Source organism: Listeria sp. SHR_NRA_18, assembly GCF_003856515.1.
Taxonomy (GTDB): domain Bacteria; phylum Bacillota; class Bacilli; order Lactobacillales; family Listeriaceae; genus Listeria_A; species Listeria_A newyorkensis.
In genome coordinates this window covers 191,027-211,727 of sequence record NZ_QPKR01000001.1, presented here as the reverse complement: position 1 = coordinate 211,727, position 20,701 = coordinate 191,027, and the positions used below count along the sequence as shown (strand labels likewise).

Sequence of the window (20,701 nt, the reverse complement as noted above, 5' to 3'; positions counted from 1 at the left end):
TGATTACAAAACAAAAAGCCTCATATCATCTCGCAATACAGGGACGAATATGTTCGCGGTACCACCCTGTTTGCAATGATATAAGACTTGATCATTACCTCTTTAGAATCCTTAACGCGGAATAAGACGAAAAATAGTCGTAATGTGAGGTAGCACAGAAATCGCTGTCTCGTTTATGTTCTTCCAGCCATAGGAACATTTCTCTTGCAAACGGGCGTGTTTCTTTAAGCTCACACTATTTTTAGTTGTATGATACTTGAAATTATAAAGGATATAGTGGCTTATTGTCAAACTTTATTGAATGGACTTTATATGGGTATACGTTTTATAATGGGTCTATGATAAAAAATAACGAAAGAAGATGACTCGAATGACAAAATATTGGATTGGTGTGGCTTCTTTGGATCACGTGGAACTTGGCGTGGAAGGTGGATTTTCGCAGTTGTGTCATGGAAAAGAGGCACCTCTGAAACGGATGAAACCTGGGGATTGGTTGATTTATTATAGTCCCAAACAGATGCTGGGTGAGGATGAAAAGTGCCAGTGTTTTACGGCGATTGGGCGTGTGAAGGGCGCGGAGATTTATCCGTTTGCGATGAGTGAGACGTTTGTGCCTTATCGTAAGGATATTGACTTTTTCCCTGATGCAAAACAAGTGCCATTACATACGATTTCGCAACTGGAAGCTTGGCAGAAATATCGTTCTTCCTTGCGTTACGGGCATTTTGAGATTGATAAGGATTTCTTTTTAACGATTGCTGAAAAAATGGGCTTGCCGATGAAATATGCGTCTTCGAAAGGTGTGATGGCAGATGGTGAGTGATGTTTTAGTTGTGATTGATTTGCAAAACGGGGTGAATTCTGCGGATTATCCGTTAGCTGATTTGAAGCGTGTGTTGGATGGCGTGAATCAGCGGATTGCAATATATCGGGATGCGGGGAAACCGGTGATTTTTGTGCAGCATGTGGATGAGAAATTGGTGATTGGTAGTGATGCGTGGGCGTTGATGCCGGAATTGGATTGTCGACATGATGATATTTATGTGAATAAGACGCATGCGAATTCCTTTTTTAAGACGGAGTTGCCGACGATTCTTGCTGGTTTGGACGTGGAGAAGATTGAGTTTTGCGGCGCGCAGACGGAATATTGTGTGGATACAACGGTTCGATTTGCGCATGGATTGGGATTTGACAGTTATATGGTGCGCAGGTTGCATACGACGGCGGATAGTGATTTGATGGATGCGGAAACGATTATGGCGCATCATGAGTCGCTTTGGGATAAGCGTTTTTTGACATTTTTATAGATGAAAATAAGCCGAATCAGATGCTAGAAATCCGATTCGGCTTATTTTGTTTATACTGTAACTACCATTTGTTCTTTCACATCAAACTTACCGTTTTTCATCGTTATTTTAACGTCCGATACCTTAGCAATTTCCGGATCGTGTGTTACCATAATAACGCATTTCCCTTCTTTGTGCGCCAAGTCTTGGAATAGCGTCACAACTTCTTTACTCGTGCGTTCATCCAGATTCCCAGTCGGTTCATCTGCCACGATGAGATCTGTCTCACAGCATAGCGCGCGGGCGATGGAAACGCGTTGTTGTTGTCCGCCGCTCAATGTTAGGACTTTTTGGCGGGCCATTTTTTCGTCAATACCGACTTTTGCTAGCATATCGAGTGCGAATTGTTTCTTGTCTTGCTGATTTACATGCGTTATTTCCATTGCGGTTGTCACGTTTTGAAGCGCGGTCATGTAGGTTAACAGGTTGTAGCTTTGGAATACGATAGAAACGTATTGGTTTCGATATTTGTTGAGGCCGATTTTTTTCAAGGATAAACCTTTGTAGAAAATATCGCCGTCTTGTTGTGAATCGAGGCCGCCTGCCAAGGATAGGAAAGTGGTTTTTCCTGATCCTGAGCTGCCTACAACGGTATAGAAAACGCCGGTTGCAAAGTCATAGTTTATTTTATCCAAAATTGGATTGTCATTTTGTTTATAGGCATAGCTTACGCCTTTGAATTCGAGAATTTTTGTCATGAAGGTCACGCTCCTATTCTTGTTTGGTTAAGATTGTTTTTGGGTTCATGCGAAGGACTAGGATGGATGGTAGTAATACGGAAATGAAGGCAATGCCGACGCCGATTCCGCCCATTTTCAGCATGTCTTCTAGGCTTACTTGGATGTCGAGTGATTTGATTTCTGCGGTGTTCGCTGTGAGTGATGAGCCAAATCCTGGACCGCCGCCATTTCCGCCTGGACCTCTTTGGTTTGTTGTCGATGATGTCGATTCGGATGCGGTCGCGTTTTGTTGGGTTAGTAGCTGATTTCCAACAACTTGCGCCACATAATGACTGCTCACCGCGGCGATTCCGAACGATAGAACGGCCACTACCAAAATTTCAACGAGGAACTGGCCGACGAGTTTGGAGCGTTTTTCACCAATCGCGAGTAAAACACCCATCTCGTATTTACGTTCGCGAATTTGCATCATCACGAGTAATCCTAGAATCAACGCGCCTGCAATGGATACAATATAGACAACATTTTTAGAAAAAGCGGCTACGTTGTTGATTGGCCCGATCATTTGTTGATATGTCGCGTCATTGGCGTCTAATTTGAACGTGTCCCAATCGACGGCTGTTACTTTTTTCGCTGCTTTTTCGAAGGCGCTGATGTTTGCTGCGTCATCCATGAAGTAAATCGCGGAATCAACAGTGTCTTTTGCATCGCTGCCTTTGATTGTGTTAGCAACGGTGTATGGAACATAAATCGTGTTGTATGGATTTAGGAAGGAGAAGTTTGCTGCTGCGTCGGTTCCTGAATCAGTTGTTTCGTAAATGCCTTGGATTGTTAATTCGACTGTTGTTGCTTCGTCGCTGGATTGGATTTTGATTTTATCGCCAACTTTGAGGTCGTTTTCTTCTGCTAGTGTTTTTTCAATCATCACGACGTTTTTGTCGACATCGCTTGCTGTGATTGCTTTTCCGGATACCAGTTTGTCAGTTCCAGCTTTGAATTTTGTTGCGGTTGCTGAGTCTAGAACGCCGGATACACTTAGGTCGGCTTGGACCATTTGCGGACGGTTCGAATCGTTGCCGCCTGGACCTTGCTGTGTGGAGGAATCGTCTGTTTGGGATGTATCATTTGATGATGCAATCGGCTCAAAACCGGATGCCATGGCTTGAGTGTTGGAATAGAGATTGTAACCCGCTACGTGATCGAGTTCTGCTAGTTTTTTTGCTGCTGCAACGGCTACTGGTGTGGATTCGAACATACGTCGCTCGGTGGTGCCACCTGAACTGGATGACGATTCTTTTTGCTGCGCCTCCATCTGCTTCTCGCGGTCAACGCTTAGTGTGACGTCCCCGCCCAACTCTTGTCTTGCTAGTTCGCTTGCTTTATTTGCTGCGGATTGAATCGTGAATCCGGATAGAATAAGTACGCACACGATAGTAAAAATGAATAATTGCAAAATCGTTCGTCCTTTTCTGGCTTTCATGCTGAGTAATCCTCGTTTGATAAAATTCATATCGTTTCCTCCATTTCGTCTTGCTCTTTCTATAGATTAGACGGAAGGTGTGAAAAAAATATGAACAAACTGTGTGCGGTATTTTAAACTTTTGCGAAAAACATTATTTATCTTGATTTCGCGGTGAATATAGTCTAATTTTAAGGGAGAGCATTAATGAGAGAGAGGCAAAAATGATGAAACTATTAATGATTGAGGATAATGTCAGTGTTTGCACGATGATCGAGATGTTTTTTATGAAGGAAAAGATAGACGCTACGTTTGTGCATGATGGTTTGGAAGGTTTTGAGACATTTGGTAAGGAAGATTGGGATATCGTGATTATCGATTTGATGTTGCCGGGGATGGATGGCATGACGATTTGTCATAAAATTCGTGAGACGAGCGATGTGCCGATTATTATTTTGACGGCGAAGGAATCGGAGTCGGATCAGGTGTTGGGGCTTGAGATTGGCGCAGATGATTATGTGACGAAGCCATTTAGCCCGTTGACATTGATGGCACGGATTAAAGCGGTGACGCGTCGCAAAGGACAAGCAGTTGACACGGCGGCGAAACCTGAGGATGACGATATTCTAGAAACGAAATATTTCAAAATTAGCAAAAAGACGCGGGAAATGTATTTTGAGGGGCAGTTACTTGAGGCATTGACGCCGAAAGAATTCGATTTGTTATACTTTTTGATGCAGCATCCACGCCAAGTTTTCTCGCGGGAGCAGTTGTTAGAACAGGTTTGGGGTTACCAGTTTTATGGAGATGAGCGTACGGTGGACGTGCATATCAAACGATTGCGGCAGAAAATCGCGACAGAAGCGCATCCGTTTCTTCATACAATATGGGGCGTCGGCTATAAATTCGATGAAACGGAATGATCAGGATGAAATTTAAATACTTTTATCAGCTATTTTTGACACAGTTTGTTATTTTGTTTATCGCCTGTTTGATGATTGGCCTGCTGATTTCGCACTTTATGAAGGATTATTTGTACCAGACACAAGTTTCGGATTTGACGGCGTACGGGGAAGAAATTGCAAAAGATGTGCAGAATATGTCGGACCGAGAAACTGGAAGTCCGATTTTGCAGACGTATCAGCAAATTTTAGGCGTGAAAAACATCCATTATGTGATTTTCGATGATACCGCTGCGATTATTTATCCGCAAACCAATCGCCCACTTCCGCCCGATTTCCATTTAAAAACCGATGAATGGAAGGAATTGCAGGAAGGCAAGACGGTTTCGACGCTAGTAGACACACGCTTTACTGACCAATTGACGCGCGTGAGTATTCCGATTGAGAAAAATGGTGAATTTGCCGGTGGAATCATGCTCACCTCGCCAATTAGCGGCACTGAGAAAGTCATCGGCAAAATTAATTGGTACGTTTTCTACACAATTCTTATTTCGATTACGATCGCTCTGATTTTGAGCGCGATTATTGCAAAACTACAAGTGAACCGCTTTCGTAAGCTAAGTTCGGCGACGAAAGAAGTCATTAAGGGCAATTATAGCGTGCGGTTGAAGGAAAGTTCGATTGATGAGATTGGCGCGCTGGCTGGTGATTTTAACAAGATGACGCAGACGTTGGAAGAATCCGCGATTGAGATTGAGCGTCAAGAGAAGCGCCGCCGCCAGTTTATCGCCGATGTTTCCCATGAAATGCGGACGCCACTCACGACGATTAGCGGTTTGACAGAAGGTTTAGTCAACGATATTATTCCAAAAAGCGAGACAGATCGTTGTATTGCGTTGATTGATACCGAGGCTCGGCGCTTGGCACGACTTGTGAATGAGAATCTCGATTATGAGCGCATTCGTTCGAATCAGATTCAGCTGCACAAAACGACATTCGCCGCACATGAATTTTTGGCGATTATCAAAGACCAGCTACAATTGACCGCCGAAAATAGAGGCGACCAGATTATTGTGGATACCCGAGATTCCGTCCAAATTTTTGCAGATTACGACCGATTGATGCAAGTTTTCATTAACATCGTGAAAAACAGCATCCAATTTACCGAAAACGGCACGATTACCCTTTCGGCGAGGCAGGAATATAAAGAAACGATTTTCGAGATTAGCGACACAGGAATTGGCATGGATGAATCCGAAGTCGAGCAGATTTGGGATCGTTTCTACAAAGCCGATATGTCACGAACGAGCACAAAGTTCGGCGAATCCGGCATTGGGCTGTCGATTGTGAAGCAGTTGATTAGCTATCATGATGGTGAAGTTAGCGTGCATAGCGTGGCCGGTGAAGGTACTATATTTACGATTAAATTACCGTTTTTTGCGGATAATGAATAATATGATTGTACAAGAAAAGACGGTATACATAGCAAAATCAGCTATCATACCGTCTTTTCTCATCTCAATTTATCAACCGCTTCTTCCTCGGTAGCAACAAAATAAACATGACTCCCCTTATTACTCTCATACATATAATCCTTAAAATTCTCACTATACATTGAAAAATCACCAATGATTGCCATTTTCAGCTGATATGTCACTAATTTTTGAAAAGCATCGCCTAGCAATCCTGTCTTGAGATCGAAAAACGCCTCTAAAACAGCGACTTTATCAATGATAATTTTGTGATACGTCGTTTCGTATTGCACACTCATCACAAAGTCCAACATCGACGCCGTATCTTTTATTATAACCTCATCGCTCTTAACCCGAGCAATACCGTCATTTTCAAATTTCTGAATCTCCATTTTCATGTTCCTTCCTAAGCGCGCATAAACTGGTAGGGAGTAATATCATCCATCCCAATCATCGGATTAATATGCATCCAATTTTCCTCCGTCAACAACTTCCGATTACTCACTGTCGCCAGCATATCTTCCTCACTCAGCAACCGCTCATATAGCGTCGTATTCCGCTTCTCCTCATCAATCCGCTCGACGCCCATCCGAAACGCGTCCTCTTCCCCACAAATAATCAGAAACTGCTTGCTCCGAGTCACCGCCGTATACAAAATATCGCGTCGCAACATCCGGTAATAACTCCGCACCACCGGCATAATCACAATCGGAAACTCGCTGCCCTGCGCCTTATGAATCGAACAACAATACGCGTGCGTTAACTGACCAAACTCCTGCCTGAAATACTCGACCTCCGTCTGGTCAAACTGCACCACAACCATATCCTGCTTCTCCGTGTTTTCCTTCGCATAAATAATTGAGACAATCTCGCCAAAATCGCCATTAAAAACGTTCTTCTCCGGCTGATTCACAAGTTGCAACACCCGATCCCCAATCCGAAAAACGATATCGCCAAACTTCACTTCTTTACGCTTTCCATCCGGATTCGCATTAAAAATTTCCTGCATTTTGCGATTTAAAATATCGATTCCCGCAGGTCCGCGATACATCGGTGCCAAAACTTGGATATCCTTCGCACGAAACCCTTTTTTCTTAGCATTTTCCACGACTTTCTCCACGACTTCCGCAATTTGGTTCACCGTACAATGGAAAAACGACCGATCCGTGCTATTTTTCGTGAAGGTCGCTGGTAAAAATCCTTGCCGAATATCATGCGCCAGCTCAATAATCGAGGAACCGTCTTCCTGCCGATAAATATCCGTCAACTCCACCGTCGGAATCTCGTTCGACCGCAACATGTCCTTCAAAACTTGGCCCGGTCCAACTGATGGCAACTGATCCTGGTCTCCCACTAAAATCACTTGCATGTGTGCTGGCAAAGCCCGAAAAAGCTGGTTCGCAAGCCAAATATCGACCATCGACATCTCATCAATAATCAACAGTTTCCCTTCAATTGAACGCTCATTATCATCGTCCAACTGCTCCTGCCCGTTCATTCCCAGCAATCGGTGAATCGTCATCGCAGGCAATCCTGTCGATTCTGTCATCCGTTTCGCCGCACGTCCCGTCGGAGCCGCCAACAAAATCGGCAATTTCTGTCCATCTTTATACGACATCGGGTCCAAATTCACACCATTCAATTCCGCGTAAAGCTCCACGATTCCCTTAATAACGGTCGTTTTCCCCGTACCCGGTCCACCAGTCAAAATCAGCATCGGCGACATTAACGCCTGCTCAAGCGCCACCTTCTGCGTTTCCCCGTAAGAAACCCCGATCCGATCCTCCAGTTCACCAAGCGCGATATAAAACTCCGATTTTGGAAAAAGTTCCTCGTACTCCTTTTGTCGCATCATCCGTTTCACGTGCGCCGCAAATCCAGCCTCCGCAAAATAAAGCGATGGCACGTACACCCGCGTGTTCTCCGTCATCACCTTCTGATCTTCCTCAAGCGCCAATAACTGCTTCGTCAACTGCTCCTGCTCAATCCGAATCGGCTCACTATTCTCAAGCAGCTGTGTCACCGTCTCCAACAACACTTCCCGCTCCATAAATACATTTCCCTGTTGCAACGACTCCTGCTCCAACATGTACAGAATCGCCGCCTGCAACCGCGAATAATGATTCCCACCAAGACCAAGCTTGCGCCCCAGCTCATCCGCACGATTAAACCCAATCCCCTTCACATCTTCAATCAGCTTATAAGGATTATTTTCCAGCACATTCAACGTATCCTGCTTATACGCCTGAAAAATTTTCATCGAGAGCTGCGGACCAAATCCGTACTCATTCAAACTCACCATAATGTGTTCCAAACCTTGATTCTCACGCAGCGATTCCAGCAAACTTTCCGCCGTCGCAAGTGGCAAACGAGGGACCTCTTGAAGCAGCGATGGATCAGACAAAATCCGACTAATCGCATCCTCGCCAAGCGTCTCCACCACACGTTCCGCCGTCTTTTTCCCAATGCCTTTAAAAAGTTCCCCAGATAAATACTGCACCAAACCCTGCTTCGTCTGCGGCATCTCTTTTTTGAACCGATCCGCTTTAAACTGCTGACCAAATTTGGCATGATCCATTAATTTACCATGAAATATGTACGCCTCTTGCTCATGAAGGGCAGGAAAAAAGCCCGTCACAACGATATCCTTCTCGTCCCACGTCGTATTCGTATCCTGCACCTGAATCCGCACCACAGAAAACAAGTTATCACTATTATGAAAAATCGTCGACATCACGAGCCCTTTCATGTACAGTTCCTCGTTCTCACCGAGCAATCCCAACGTTTCTTGCGTGTCCATTTTCCCACCTCCTTCCAGATTTCGTGTCCTACCTTACTCGCCGCTCGCCTCTAAATCCTGAATCGCCGCCAGCGCATTTGCCGCCAACTCATGATTCTCATCGCTCGCCACAGCTTTTTCAAAATACGTTTTTCCAATCACTAAATCGCCTTGCCAAGCCAAATACGCCGCACCAATATTGTAAAACGCATCCGCATCATCCGGTTTCAGCATCAACACACGCTCCAGCGCCCCAATCGCATCCTCAAAAAGATCCGATTTCGCCAGCGCGATCCCATATTGGAACGCCGCCTCCACGTCATCCGGCGCCAATTCCACCGAACGGAGCAAGTACGGAATCGCAAGCAAATTCTCATCCATCTGCGCAAAACTCATACCAATCATAAAATACACGTCCGCCGAATCCAGCCCATTCGCAATCGCCTGTTCAAATTGCTTCGCCGCATCCTGATAACGCTCCAACACATAATACAGATTTCCTAAACTATAATAAGCAGCAGAAGCCTTGCTATCAAGCTCAATCCCCCGCTCAAAAAAGCGCTCCGCCCGCTCAAAATCGTCCATCGAAAGCAACACATTTCCGAAATTAATAAAGCCCACTGGATCATTTGGATGTTCCTCGATGACCTCCGTAAAAAGACGTACCGCCGTCTCTAAATCATTTTTTTGCATCGCTTCAATACCTTGCGCATTTTTATCCATCATGCTTTTTTCCTCCTATTTTACCGCAACAGCAAGCCACGTTTTCAGCGCTGTCACCGTTTCTTTTGTCTGCTCTTCCACACTAATCGTGGCTTCATTATCACCATTTTGCTTCCCGTAAGCCCCAAATTGCGCATGATTCCCACCTTTAATCGATACAAAAGTCGTGTTTTCCGGCAAGTATTTCTTATTCTTTTCATATGTATCCCAATTTAGCACGCCATCCTTTGTTGCCGTAATCGACAACGCCGAAAATGGAGCTTTTGCAAGCGTTCCCTTCTCATCCGCATAACTCGCTAAAAAGAAAATACCGTCCAATTCATCCATATTTTCATGAGCAAACCGCGCAGCCATAGCACCACCAAGCGAATGTCCACCAATCACAAAATGCTCATCCTCGTGACTATCGATAATATCTGCCGCCTTATTTTGCCCGAAAACAGCCAAGCCAAGCGGCATCTCTGCAATATAGACCTTGTAACCCGCATTCGCAAGCCCTTTCGCCATCGGAGCATAACTGAGCGCATCAATAAAAGCACCCGGATAAAAAATCACGCTTTTCTTCACATCCTGATTCATCGGCGTGAACATCAAGAAGCCGCTATCATCCACGACATCTACTTTTTTCGTTGAATTCCCAGCCTCCTCTGCAAACTGACTCGGCGATGTATTAAAATAAAAATAAGCGCCCCCAATAACCAAAACTAGCACAGCCAACACGATCCATAACGTCTTTTTCATACAAATCCTCTTTTCATCCTTTATCAAAAAAGAGTTCAGGAAATAATCCCATCCCAAACTCTTTTTCCTACGAATTATCCTACATATTGTAACTGCGAATCTTGCTTATAAATCTCATCGATTGTTCCGCCGCCTAAGCAAACATCACCATCATAGAGAACGAGCGCTTGACCAGGCGTCACCGCACGAGCCGGCTCATCGAACACCACATTCGCCTTATTTCCATCCAACAAATGCACCGTCACACCAACATCATCTTGGCGATAACGGAATTTCGCCGTACAATGGAAAACCGCTTCAACAGGGCGATCCGATACAAAACTCATATCCGTTGCCACGAGCGAATCCGAGTACAGGCTATCATGATGGAAACCTTGCTCCACGAACAAGACGTTATTCGCCAAATCCTTACCAACAACAAACCACGGATCACCGTCGCCACCAATCCCTAAGCCATGACGCTGCCCAATCGTGTGATACATCAGCCCATCATGCTTGCCCATCACTTTGCCATCCAGCGTCTTCATATCACCAGGTTGCGCCGGCAAATACTCACTCAAAAATTGCTTAAAATTGCGTTCTCCGATAAAACAAATCCCCGTGCTATCCTTCTTGCCCGCCGTCGCTAACCCAGCTTCTTCCGCAATCCGACGCACTTCCGGTTTTTCCATGCCACCGAGCGGGAACATCACTTTTGAAATTTGCGCTTGCGATAGTTGGTTCAAGAAATAGGTCTGATCCTTATTCCGATCCACGCCACGCAACATTTTGACCTCATTATCAATCGTTTCCACACGCGCATAATGCCCCGTCGCCACAAAATCAGCACCCAAGCTTTCCGCATGCTCCAAAAACGCTTTAAACTTAATTTCCTTATTACACATCACGTCCGGATTCGGCGTCCGACCCAATTTATACTCATCCAAGAAATACGTAAACACCTTGTCCCAGTATTCCTTTTCAAAATTAACCGCATAATACGGAATTCCAATCTGATTCGCCACACGAATAACGTCCTCATAATCCTCCGTCGCCGTGCACATACCAAATTCATCCGTATCATCCCAATTTTTCATAAAGATTCCGATGACATCATAGCCTTGCTCTTTCAGCAAATAAGCGGTCACCGACGAGTCCACGCCGCCAGACATACCAACAACTACCCGCGTCTTACTATTATCCATTTTAACTACTCCTCACCTTCACTTACAAAGTCGCTGTACCACTTTTACAATCTCGCTTGCCGCATTCTCCATCTCCTCGTAAGAATTACCAAGGCCAAAACTGATCCGAATCGACTCGCGCACCCCGTCATGATCCTCGCCATATAGCGCCACCAAGACATGCGACGGATCCACCGTACCAGCCGTACAAGCCGAACCACTAGAAACCGCGATTCCCGCCATATCCAAATTCATCAATAACTGCTCCACCGACACACCCGGAAAGCGTACATTCAAAATATGCGGCAATCCCTTCTCAAGCGAACCATTCACCTCAAAAAAAATCTCACTCTCCGCAAAAGTATCCACGAAAACCTGCTTATACTCCGCAAAATCCGAACGTTTCTGTTTACGCGACTCCAAAGAAATCCGCACAGCTTCCGCCATTCCGCAAATCCCTGGCAAATTCTCCGTACCAGCCCGACGCTTACGCTCCTGCTCCCCGCCATGAAAAGGATACTCCAAATTCGTCCCATTTTTCACATACAAAAAGCCAATCCCGCGTGGTCCATTAATCTTATGCGCGGTCACCGTCAACATATCCACGCCAAGCTCCGCGACATCCATGTCAAACATCCCAAAAGCCTGCACCGCATCCGTATGAAACAACGCCTTGTGTTCCGAGAGCCGCTCGCCAATCGCCCGAATCGGTTGCACCGAGCCAATCTCGTTATTCCCATACATCATCGAAACCAGAATCGTCTCGTCCGTAAGCGCCGCCTCAAAATCTTCGAGTGAAATAACACCCGTCTTATCCACCGGCAAATACGTCACGTCAAACCCTTGCGTCTCTAGAAACCGGCACGTCTCCAAAACCGCTGGATGCTCAATCGCCGTCGTAATAATGTGTTTCCCGTGCGCACGATTCGCGTAAGCAGCACCAATTATCGCCACATTATCGCCCTCCGTGCCACCACTCGTAAACACAATCTCACGCTCATCCGCCCCGATACTCCGCGCCACAATAGCACGCGCCTCATCAAGCGCCTTGCGAGCCTCTCTCCCAGCATAATGAATACTAGAAGGATTTCCATAATTATTCGTAAAACTAGCCAACATCGCCTGCACAACCTCTGGATGAATCGGACTAGTCGCAGCATGATCCAAATACACACGTTCCATCATAAAATCGCTTCTTTCTATATTAAAAACTAACAATCAGCCTTTAAAAAATGTTTTTATAACCTACCCTATTTTAGCAAGAAACGGCGCTGAAAGCAAAGAACCAAGATGATTTTGGATGAAAGCGCGTTTAGTTTTGCTGCTTGTCTGTACTCTACTGTATTTCAGAGTGTGCAAGTGGGTTATATTTGTTTTCATTCTTGCTTGGAATCCAAGAGCCACTGATGGATTACCTGCTCACTGCGTTCATAATCGGCTTCTTTTTCTTGTTCGTGGTGATTCTTGATGGGTAATGGGTTGCTTATATTTGTTTTGAGTTCATTCCGATTTTTGCGTTTAAAGGCACCTGGTGGATTACCTGCTCACTGCGTTCGCATGCATATTGAGCGCGTAGGAAAGCAAAATACGCTTTCTTACGCGCTCAACAAAAAAGCACTCCATTCAGCAAAACGTCAAAATCACGTTCACAAATGAAGCGCTCGAATCTTAATTTTAATAATAAAGAAACCCCAATCGTACCGTCTTTAATACCATTGTTTGAACCCGCTATTAACAGCAGGTGGGTGCTCTGTCTGACGGTTTACAAGTCCTCGTGAAAAGGCATGTGCGCTGCGCCCGAACTTGGGCTCCCTAGGTAGATCAAATTGTTCGGTTCAATAATATAGGTACCATAACGAATACATTAGGGTTTCTTTATTGACCTAAGAATACCACAAAATTTTATAGATTTCAATTTGGAGCACTTAAATGTGTCGAAATTCGTAACTTTTTTTACTATATTTCTATTCTTTATTCTGATTTATCTTCTCATACACCCCAGCAATCGTCTGCTCATATTTCGACGTCAACTTCGGTTCATAGTACTTCGCTTTTAACAAACGATCCGGCAAATATTGCTGATCCACCCAGGCATTTTCATAACTATGTGGGTATTTATAATCCAGCGCTCGACCGAGTTCTTTCGCGCCAGAATAATGCCCATCGCGCAAATGATCTGGAACTTCGCCACTTTTTCCGGCTCGAATGTCTGCTAGCGCGCTATCAATCGCCATAATAGCAGAATTCGATTTTGGTGACAAGCAAAGCTCGATGACTGCATTTGCCAGTGGAATCCGCGCCTCTGGGAACCCGATTTTTTCAGCGGTTTGGATCGCGGACAAGGTGTGTGTCGCTGCCTGCGGATTCGCAAGCCCTACATCTTCGTACGCCATCACGAGCATACGCCTGCTTATACTCACCAAATCGCCCGCCTCAATCAGCCTGCCCATATAATGGAGCGCTGCGTTCACATCACTGCCTCGCACCGATTTCTGAAACGCGCTCAAAACGTCGTAATGCGCATCGCCATCTTTATCGTGCGCCAAACTCTTCCGCTGTAAGCATTCCTCTGCGACTCCCAACGTTACGTGTACTTTTCCATCATCGCCCGGTTCCGAAGAAATAACCGCCAATTCCAATGCATTCAGCGCACTCCGAACGTCGCCATTACTCGCCGTCGCCAAATGTGTCTTCGCATCTGAATCCAGCACAACATCATACGTCCCCAAGCCCCGCTCCGAATCCGCCAGCGCCCGGTCCATCGTCACCTCAATATCCGCAACCGACAACGGCTTCAATTCAAAAATTTGCGTCCGACTCCTGATTGCTGGGTTAATCGCAATATACGGATTGCTCGTCGTTGCCCCGATCAAAATAATCTGGCCGCTCTCTAAATGCGGCAACAGAAAATCTTGTTTTGGCTTATCCAAGCGATGTACCTCGTCCAAAAGCAAGATCACCGTTCCACTCATTTTTGCCTCTGCAGCTACAATTTCCAAATCCTTCTTATTATTCGTCACCGCGTTCAACATCCGAAACGCATATTTTGTACTCCCTGCAATCGCGCTCGCAATCGACGTTTTCCCAATGCCAGGCGGTCCATATAAAATCATGGAAGACAACTGTTTTGCCTTTACCATCCGATAAATCACTTTATCCTTACCAACAAGATGCGTCTGTCCAACAATATCCTCTAGCGACTTCGGCCTCATTCGGTAAGCAAGCGGTTGAATAGCCATATCTCTCCCCCTCTAATCATCTCTTCCAATTATACCATAAGAGCGTATGTTCTGTTATGCAAAAACATCTATTTCATTAGCTTCTTGACGCCATATACTATATAATTATCCTGATATCGCAATTTGAAGATCATACATAAGCGATTCTTCTTCATTGTACCAGAAAATCGCGACACTATTTGGAGGTTATTATGAAAATCACAACAAAAGGCCGCTATGGCTTAACTATTGTACTCGAATTAACGCGATGTTTCGGACAGGGTCCCATTTCGTTACGTTCCATCGCTGAAAAAAAAGGCTTATCCGAACATTACTTAGAACAATTAATCGGCCCGCTTCGTAACGCAGGTATTGTGAAAAGTATCCGCGGCGCGCACGGCGGCTATATTCTAGGCGACGAACCCGCAAAAATCACAGCCGGCGACATCATCCGCACGTTAGAAGGCCCGATTGTTCTGGTCGAGAGCATTGAAGATGAAGAAGCTGCTCAACGCGAACTTTGGCTCCGCATTCGTAATGCCGTCAAAGAAGTTTTGGACAGCACAACATTGGAAGATTTAGCGAGCCACGGCGACGATCCGCTTTTAGATGGCTATATGTTTTATATTTAAAATCCAAAAGGCTCCTCACATTTTGACGTGAAGAGTCTTTTAGTTTGCCCTTTTTTAAAAGCCTCTTTTACACCTTATGTCACCTATTTTCTCGCAAAAAATTAACTTCAAATAAAATGAATATTATGATTAAAATCCTAAAATATAGTTAAGAAAGCGCTATATGTTAGATAATCTAACAAAATTTAAATTTTCAGTTAAAATAGCTTGCTTTATTTTCAGTTTGCAGTATTATTATCACATAAACAAAAAACAAATGTTAGATTATCTAACAAAAAGGAGAGTGTCACATGGAAGCAGTATTTATGTTTTTTTGTACCTTGTTAGTTTGGCTGATGACACCGGGGATTGCTTTATTCTATGGAGGGATGGTTCGCCGTAAAAACGTACTGAGCACTGCGATGTATAGCTTTAGCTCGATGGCGATTATTTCTATTCTATGGGTTTTCGTTGGTTATTCCCTCGCTTTTGCACCAGGAAATGCTTTTATCGGAAGTTTTGATTGGACATTTTTGCATAGCGTCGGTTTCGATGCCAATGCGACATACTCCGACGCGATTCCACATACTTTATTCATGATGTTCCAGATGACATTCGCTATTTTGACAGTAGCTATCATTTCTGGCGCTTTTGCGGAACGGATGAATTTTGCGGCATACTTAATTTTCATTATTTTATGGTCATTGCTTGTTTATTCTCCTGTTGCTCACTGGGTTTGGGGCGACGGTGGCTGGTTACGTGAACTCGGTGCGCTTGATTTTGCGGGTGGGAATGTGGTTCATATTAGTTCTGGTATTACGGGGCTCGTGCTCGCGATTGTGCTTGGGCGTCGTAAGGAAGCGGAGAATTCCTCCCCACATAATTTGCCACTCGCTTTAATTGGTGGTATATTAGTCTGGTTCGGTTGGTACGGTTTTAATGTTGGTAGCGCGCTGACGATCGATAATGTTGCGATGGCTGCGTTTGTCAACACCAATTCGGCCGCTGCAGCAGGGATTATCGGTTGGGTCGCGGTCGAATGGCTGATTAACAAAAAACCAACAATGCTCGGCACAATTTCCGGCGCGATTGCAGGCCTTGTCTCGATTACGCCCGCAGCTGGATTCGTCACGGTTGGCAGTGCTTTACTGATTGGTTTCCTCGGCGGCGCGATCTGTTTCTGGGCGGTGTTCTGGTTAAAAGGCAAGCTGAAATACGACGATGCACTAGACGCTTTCGGTTTGCATGGTATCGGCGGAATTTGGGGCGGTATTGCCACAGGGCTTTTCGCTACTACTAAAATTAACAAGCTTGGCGCGGACGGTCTTTTTTACGGAAATGCTAGCTTGCTCGGCAAACAACTCATCGCTATCGGATCTACGGTCGTTTTCGTTGCAATTGCTACCATCATCATTATCTATGTTATCAAAATATTCCTACCAATCAGAGTGGATGAAGATCAAGAGTACAAAGGGCTTGATTTAACGCTTCACGGCGAAAAAGCCTATCATGATTAAGGGGTGGTTCTATTGTCAAACTTAACAAAAATCGAAATTATTACACGTCCAAACCGTTTTTACGAATTCCAAAAAGCGCTCGCAGAAATCGGCGTTAGCGGCCTCACTGTGACGAAGGCGCTCGGAACCGGTCTTGAAAAAGGCTTAATCGAGCTGTATCGCGGCAAAAAGAAAGAAAACAATGTCCACGAACGCATGAAAATCGAGATTGTTGTCAGCACCGTGCCTGTGGAAGCCGTTTTAGAAGTTGTGAAAAACACGTTGCGCACTGGCGAACCTGGCGATGGTAAAGTTTTCATTTATCCCGTGGCTGAGGTCATTAAAATCAGTACCGGCGAGCGTGGTGTTGACGCTTTACAAGATCATCCTAAAGAGAAATAGCCTCCAAAATGAGATGCGGATAAATAAAACGGAAGTAATTCTAAAAATACAATGAGAAATCGCGTTTTCCCCTTCCCGAAATGAAAAACAGAGCTTATAATAAAGAAGTAGCTAAATTGGATGTTTTTTATATATGAAGGAGAGATAGACAAAGATGCGAAAGATCCCCTTTTTTACAATTATCGCGATTGTTTTTTTAGCAGGAGGTTATTATTTTCTGCAAAACTCCGCTTCTCCAATAGATGTTTCTTTTAATTTTTTGGTCACGCAAAAGAATGATGACAATTCTATTTCAGGAAACATCGAAGGAGCAGGTAGCAAAAAGATTAAGCTAGACCTTGACGAGTCACAATGGGATTCGGTGAAAGTCGGTAATCGCTACGCTGTAGAGGCTAGATTTTACGACAAGCATGAAGTGAGCAGCAAGGAAAAGAAAACATTAGAAGGTCCGTTTTGGTCGAATGAAACCAACACTGGCATCTTAGCGAACGATGTTGAGGTCACGATGATTGATACGTCCTCAGCGAATTAAATCAGAACTGTAGGCAAACGCTGAAATGGTGGAGCCTATGGTTTTTTTGTGCAAAAAAATAGGATTTCCCGCATGAAACTACGCGAGAAATCCTATTTTCTTATTCCGCTTTCTTCGCCTCAATCGCAAGTTCTAGTTCAGCCAATTGTGCCGCACTAACTTCACTTGGCGCATTCGTCAACGGATCTGCTGCACTTCCTGTTTTAGGGAAGGCAATCGTGTCGCGCAAATTATTTCGTCCAGCAAGAATCATGATAATGCGGTCCAAGCCAAGTGCAATCCCACCATGTGGCGGTGTTCCGAATTCCAACGCTTCTAGCAAGAAACCAAATTGTTCTGTCGCCTCTTCATCTGTGAAGCCAAGCGCGCGGAACATTTGTTGCTGCATTTCTTTTTTATAAATACGGAGCGAGCCCCCGCCAATTTCATAGCCGTTCAAAACGATATCATACGCTTCTGCCATCGCTTTTTCTGGCGCTGTTTCAAGCAATGATGCGTCTTGTGGCATCGTGAATGGATGGTGAGCCGAAACAAAACGCCCTGCTTCTTCGTCGTATTCGAATAACGGCCAATCCGTCACCCATAAAAACGCCAATTCGTTTTGGTCAATCAAATCTAACTCTTGGCCAAGTTTCGAGCGTAACGCACCGAGCGATGCCGCAACAACTTCTGCTTTATCAGCAACAAATAGTAATAAATCCCCAACTTCTGCATCTAAAACGCCCGCCACTGCCGCTTGATTTTCTGGTGTGAAGAATTTTGCAATCGGTCCTTTGAAGCCGTCCTCTTCCACTTTCATCCATGCAAGGCCTTTCGCGCCGTATCTGCCGACAAACTCGCCTAGCGCATCAATATCTTTACGCGAATAGTTCGCCGCTGCGCCTTTCGCGTTTATCGCTTTTACTTCGCCGCCGCTTTCGATTGCGTTCGTGAACACTTTGAAATCAACATTTGCCACTGCTTCTGCCACGTTTTTCAATTCTAAACCGAAACGCACATCCGGCTTATCGCTTCCAAAACGATCCATTGCTTCTGCATATGTCATGTGCGGGAATGGTTTCGCGATTTTAATGCCCTTCGTCGCCTCAACGACCGCTACCAACATTTCTTCTGTAATTTCTTGAATCTCCTCTTTCGTCAGGAAACTCGTCTCTAAATCGATTTGCGTAAACTCTGGTTGACGATCCCCGCGCAAATCTTCATCGCGGAAACAACGAACAACTTGGTAATATTTATCAAAACCAGCAGACATCAACAACTGCTTCAAAATTTGCGGTGATTGGGGTAAAGCATAGAAGTTACCCGGATACACACGACTCGGTACCAAATAATCACGCGCACCTTCTGGCGTACTCTTCGTCAAATACGGCGTTTCAATATCGAAAAAGCCCATTTGATCTAATTTTTGGCGGAATGTTTTCGTTGCCGTATGGCGCATCTGGAAAATCTGATTCATCTCCGGACGACGCAAGTCCAAATAACGATATTTCAGGCGCAGCTCATCCGACACGTTCACACCATCTTCAATATAAAAAGGCGGTGTTTTCGAAGCATTCAGCACTTCAATTTCCTCCGCTAAAACTTCAATCCGACCTGTCGCCAACTTGTCGTTTATCGCGCCTTCACTTCTCGCCGCAACTTTACCAACAACCGTCACAACGAACTCATTACGAACCGATTCTGCAATCGAGAGCGCATCCGCCGAAAAATCGGGATTAAAAACCACTTGGACGATTCCCTCACGATCGCGCAAATCGATAAAAATAAGTCCTCCTAGATCACGACGCTTTTGTACCCAGCCGTGCAGTGTTACTTTTTCCCCGATATGTTTTTCCGTGACATCGCCACAATATAACGTTCTTTTCTTCATTTGTTTTCCCCCTCTAATTGCTCGCGCGCGGCCTGTAAACCAGCCGTCACAGCTGCCAAATCGATTTCCGTTTGCTCGCCTGTTTTCATGTTTTTCAACTTGCAGATACCGCTTTCGAGTTCTGTGTCGCCTAAAATCATCGTGAACCACGCATTTTTGCGATCGGCATCTTTTAACTGGCCTTTCATTTTGCGACCCATATAATCTTTCTCTACGCTAAAACCGTTTAATCGCAACTCGTTAACGATCGTCACAGCTTTCACCTCAGCCGTTTCTGTTGCCGTAATGACGTAGCAATCTAGTTCGCGCGCTACAGGAAGTTCGATTCTCTCCACATCAAGCGCAGCGAATAATCGCTCCACGCCTAGACCGAAGCCAACACCTGGCGTTTCCGGGCCATCAAATTCTTGCACCAAACCGTGGTAACGACCGCCGCCACAAAGTGTAGATTTCGCGCCAAAACCTTCTGCCGTACTCATAATTTCGAAGGTCGTGTGATTGTAGTAATCCAAACCACGAACGAGCGTTGGGTCAACCGTATAAGCAATACCTAACGCATCCAAATACGCCTTCACTTTTGCAAAATAAGACCTCGATTCCTCATTTAAAAATTCCAAAATCGATGGTGCCGTTGCGATAAGCGGGTGAGCATGATCGACTTTACAATCCAAGATGCGTAGAGGATTCTTGTGCAAACGCACTTGACAATCTGCACAGAACTCATCGATTTGAGGTTCGAAATGGGCAACCAAGGCGTCTTTGTGCTTCAAACGGCTTTCTTTATCACCTAAACTATTGATGACTAGTTCGATATTCTGTAGTCCTAGTTCTTTATAAAATGACATCGCAAGCGAAATAATCTCCGCGTCAATCGCTGGATCATTACTTCCAATCGCTTCTAGTCCCATTTGCGTAAACTGGCGTTGCCTCGCGCCTTGTGGACGTTCGTAGCGGAACATTGGTCCGGAGTAATATAATTTCACTGGTTGGTTCACTTGTCCGAATAGTTTATGCTCTACAAACGCGCGTACCACTGATGCAGTACCTTCTGGGCGCAACGTCAAGCTTCTATTTTTCTTATCTTGAAACGTGTACATCTCTTTTGAAACGATGTCCGTTGTATCTCCTACGCCGCGTTGGAATAATTCTGTATGCTCAAAAATCGGTGTCCGAATTTCTTCATATTGAAATCTCTCACAAATCGATTGAAAAACGCGCTCTACATAATGCCACTTCTCTACTTCTCCTGGTAAAATATCGCGTGTTCCCCTTGGCAATTTCATCTGCATGCCTTATCCCTCCTTAAA

At 45.0% G+C, this 20,701-nt stretch carries 19 protein-coding genes and 1 other RNA gene; 8 read left to right on the top strand and 12 right to left on the bottom strand.

From position 1 onward, the window contains the following. Positions 1 to 370: 370 nt before the first annotated feature. On the top strand, positions 371 to 823 hold the full coding sequence (locus DUK53_RS01110) for an EVE domain-containing protein (protein ID WP_052164866.1): 453 nt from the start codon (positions 371 to 373) through the stop codon (positions 821 to 823). Further along, positions 813 to 1,307 (top strand): cysteine hydrolase family protein, encoded by a 495-nt coding sequence (locus tag DUK53_RS01105; RefSeq protein WP_036131277.1) that lies wholly within the window; start codon positions 813 to 815, stop codon positions 1,305 to 1,307. The genes DUK53_RS01110 and DUK53_RS01105 overlap by 11 nt, the downstream gene beginning before the upstream one ends. A 50-nt stretch (positions 1,308 to 1,357) precedes the next feature. Here DUK53_RS01105 and DUK53_RS01100 read toward each other — a convergent pair whose 3' ends face one another. Continuing rightward, complete coding sequence (locus tag DUK53_RS01100; RefSeq protein WP_036131281.1) at positions 1,358 to 2,044, bottom strand: ABC transporter ATP-binding protein; 687 nt, start codon at positions 2,042 to 2,044, stop codon at positions 1,358 to 1,360. Positions 2,045 to 2,057: 13 nt separating this feature from the next. Then, on the bottom strand, positions 2,058 to 3,536 hold the full coding sequence (locus DUK53_RS01095; protein WP_036131284.1) for an ABC transporter permease: 1,479 nt from the start codon (positions 3,534 to 3,536) through the stop codon (positions 2,058 to 2,060). Between the two features lie 176 nt (positions 3,537 to 3,712). On the opposite strand from DUK53_RS01095, the gene pieR reads away from it, so the two are divergent. Both pieR and pieS read left to right on the top strand, forming a co-directional pair. Continuing rightward, entirely contained in the window at positions 3,713 to 4,408 is a 696-nt protein-coding gene (gene pieR / locus DUK53_RS01090) for a two component system response regulator PieR (protein ID WP_036092466.1), read from the top strand. Next, entirely contained in the window at positions 4,405 to 5,841 is a 1,437-nt protein-coding gene (pieS, locus tag DUK53_RS01085; protein ID WP_052164867.1) for a two component system sensor histidine kinase PieS, read from the top strand. The genes pieR and pieS overlap by 4 nt, the downstream gene beginning before the upstream one ends. A gap of 59 nt (positions 5,842 to 5,900) precedes the next feature. Here pieS and DUK53_RS01080 read toward each other — a convergent pair whose 3' ends face one another. From DUK53_RS01080 to DUK53_RS01045, 8 genes are all read right to left on the bottom strand, one after another. Then, the gene (locus tag DUK53_RS01080) at positions 5,901 to 6,251 is read right to left on the bottom strand and encodes a DUF4180 domain-containing protein (RefSeq protein ID WP_036092463.1); all 351 of its coding nucleotides are present in this window, start codon (positions 6,249 to 6,251) and stop codon (positions 5,901 to 5,903) included. Between the two features lie 14 nt (positions 6,252 to 6,265). Continuing rightward, the gene (recD2, locus tag DUK53_RS01075) at positions 6,266 to 8,659 is read right to left on the bottom strand and encodes an SF1B family DNA helicase RecD2 (protein ID WP_036092461.1); all 2,394 of its coding nucleotides are present in this window, start codon (positions 8,657 to 8,659) and stop codon (positions 6,266 to 6,268) included. A 33-nt stretch (positions 8,660 to 8,692) separates the two neighbouring features. Continuing rightward, positions 8,693 to 9,361, bottom strand: a complete 669-nt coding sequence (locus DUK53_RS01070) for a tetratricopeptide repeat protein (protein WP_036092551.1) — start codon at positions 9,359 to 9,361, stop codon at positions 8,693 to 8,695. Positions 9,362 to 9,376: 15 nt separating this feature from the next. Next, positions 9,377 to 10,102 carry an alpha/beta hydrolase gene (locus tag DUK53_RS01065; protein ID WP_036131288.1) on the bottom strand — a complete coding sequence of 242 codons (726 nt, stop codon included), beginning with the start codon at positions 10,100 to 10,102 and terminating at the stop codon, positions 9,377 to 9,379. Positions 10,103 to 10,176: 74 nt separating this feature from the next. Beyond that, positions 10,177 to 11,286, bottom strand: coding sequence for a tRNA 2-thiouridine(34) synthase MnmA (gene mnmA / locus DUK53_RS01060; protein ID WP_036131290.1), 1,110 nt, complete (start codon positions 11,284 to 11,286; stop codon positions 10,177 to 10,179). An 18-nt stretch (positions 11,287 to 11,304) separates the two neighbouring features. Continuing rightward, positions 11,305 to 12,450: a cysteine desulfurase family protein gene (locus tag DUK53_RS01055; protein ID WP_036131293.1), complete on the bottom strand. Its 1,146-nt coding sequence runs from the start codon at positions 12,448 to 12,450 to the stop codon at positions 11,305 to 11,307. A 499-nt stretch (positions 12,451 to 12,949) separates the two neighbouring features. After that, a non-coding RNA gene (ssrS, locus tag DUK53_RS01050) (6S RNA) lies at positions 12,950 to 13,139 on the bottom strand. A gap of 90 nt (positions 13,140 to 13,229) precedes the next feature. Further along, positions 13,230 to 14,504, bottom strand: a complete 1,275-nt coding sequence (locus DUK53_RS01045; RefSeq protein ID WP_036131299.1) for a replication-associated recombination protein A — start codon at positions 14,502 to 14,504, stop codon at positions 13,230 to 13,232. A gap of 191 nt (positions 14,505 to 14,695) precedes the next feature. Here DUK53_RS01045 and cymR point away from each other — a divergent pair, with 191 nt between their 5' ends. The 4 genes from cymR (at position 14,696) to DUK53_RS01025 (ending at position 17,524) form a co-directional block, all read left to right on the top strand. Beyond that, positions 14,696 to 15,115, top strand: coding sequence for a cysteine metabolism transcriptional regulator CymR (cymR, locus tag DUK53_RS01040; RefSeq protein WP_036061761.1), 420 nt, complete (start codon positions 14,696 to 14,698; stop codon positions 15,113 to 15,115). 290 nt (positions 15,116 to 15,405) lie between these two features. Further along, positions 15,406 to 16,611, top strand: coding sequence for an ammonium transporter (locus tag DUK53_RS01035; protein ID WP_036131302.1), 1,206 nt, complete (start codon positions 15,406 to 15,408; stop codon positions 16,609 to 16,611). Positions 16,612 to 16,623: 12 nt separating this feature from the next. Continuing rightward, positions 16,624 to 16,992: a P-II family nitrogen regulator gene (locus tag DUK53_RS01030; protein ID WP_036079256.1), complete on the top strand. Its 369-nt coding sequence runs from the start codon at positions 16,624 to 16,626 to the stop codon at positions 16,990 to 16,992. Between the two features lie 154 nt (positions 16,993 to 17,146). Next, the gene (locus DUK53_RS01025; RefSeq protein ID WP_036092443.1) at positions 17,147 to 17,524 is read left to right on the top strand and encodes a hypothetical protein; all 378 of its coding nucleotides are present in this window, start codon (positions 17,147 to 17,149) and stop codon (positions 17,522 to 17,524) included. Positions 17,525 to 17,624: 100 nt separating this feature from the next. Here the strand turns inward: DUK53_RS01025 and aspS are convergent, their stop codons facing one another. Together aspS and hisS are read right to left on the bottom strand one after the other, a co-directional pair. Next, a complete protein-coding gene (aspS, locus tag DUK53_RS01020) occupies positions 17,625 to 19,394 on the bottom strand; it encodes an aspartate--tRNA ligase (protein WP_036089413.1) in 1,770 nt (589 codons plus the stop codon). Continuing rightward, positions 19,391 to 20,683, bottom strand: a complete 1,293-nt coding sequence (gene hisS, locus DUK53_RS01015) for a histidine--tRNA ligase (protein WP_036089414.1) — start codon at positions 20,681 to 20,683, stop codon at positions 19,391 to 19,393. Before hisS ends, aspS begins: the two co-directional genes overlap by 4 nt. Positions 20,684 to 20,701: the final 18 nt, after the last annotated feature.

Excerpts from the sequence above, each read along its gene's own strand:
- DUK53_RS01045 (WP_036131299.1), bottom strand. The coding sequence starts at position 14,504 with ATGGCTATTCAACCGCTTGCTTACCGAATGAGGCCGAAGTCGCTAGAG.
- DUK53_RS01065 (WP_036131288.1), bottom strand. The coding sequence starts at position 10,102 with ATGAAAAAGACGTTATGGATCGTGTTGGCTGTGCTAGTTTTGGTTATT.
- pieS (WP_052164867.1), top strand. The coding sequence starts at position 4,405 with ATGATCAGGATGAAATTTAAATACTTTTATCAGCTATTTTTGACACAG.
- aspS (WP_036089413.1), bottom strand. The coding sequence starts at position 19,394 with ATGAAGAAAAGAACGTTATATTGTGGCGATGTCACGGAAAAACATATC.
- mnmA (WP_036131290.1), bottom strand. The coding sequence starts at position 11,286 with ATGGATAATAGTAAGACGCGGGTAGTTGTTGGTATGTCTGGCGGCGTG.
- DUK53_RS01080 (WP_036092463.1), bottom strand. The coding sequence starts at position 6,251 with ATGGAGATTCAGAAATTTGAAAATGACGGTATTGCTCGGGTTAAGAGC.
- DUK53_RS01035 (WP_036131302.1), top strand. The coding sequence starts at position 15,406 with ATGGAAGCAGTATTTATGTTTTTTTGTACCTTGTTAGTTTGGCTGATG.
- DUK53_RS01055 (WP_036131293.1), bottom strand. The coding sequence starts at position 12,450 with ATGATGGAACGTGTGTATTTGGATCATGCTGCGACTAGTCCGATTCAT.
- hisS (WP_036089414.1), bottom strand. The coding sequence starts at position 20,683 with ATGCAGATGAAATTGCCAAGGGGAACACGCGATATTTTACCAGGAGAA.
- DUK53_RS01070 (WP_036092551.1), bottom strand. The coding sequence starts at position 9,361 with ATGGATAAAAATGCGCAAGGTATTGAAGCGATGCAAAAAAATGATTTA.
- DUK53_RS01100 (WP_036131281.1), bottom strand. The coding sequence starts at position 2,044 with ATGACAAAAATTCTCGAATTCAAAGGCGTAAGCTATGCCTATAAACAA.
- DUK53_RS01110 (WP_052164866.1), top strand. The coding sequence starts at position 371 with ATGACAAAATATTGGATTGGTGTGGCTTCTTTGGATCACGTGGAACTT.
- DUK53_RS01105 (WP_036131277.1), top strand. The coding sequence starts at position 813 with ATGGTGAGTGATGTTTTAGTTGTGATTGATTTGCAAAACGGGGTGAAT.
- recD2 (WP_036092461.1), bottom strand. The coding sequence starts at position 8,659 with ATGGACACGCAAGAAACGTTGGGATTGCTCGGTGAGAACGAGGAACTG.
- cymR (WP_036061761.1), top strand. The coding sequence starts at position 14,696 with ATGAAAATCACAACAAAAGGCCGCTATGGCTTAACTATTGTACTCGAA.
- DUK53_RS01095 (WP_036131284.1), bottom strand. The coding sequence starts at position 3,536 with ATGAATTTTATCAAACGAGGATTACTCAGCATGAAAGCCAGAAAAGGA.
- DUK53_RS01025 (WP_036092443.1), top strand. The coding sequence starts at position 17,147 with ATGCGAAAGATCCCCTTTTTTACAATTATCGCGATTGTTTTTTTAGCA.
- pieR (WP_036092466.1), top strand. The coding sequence starts at position 3,713 with ATGAAACTATTAATGATTGAGGATAATGTCAGTGTTTGCACGATGATC.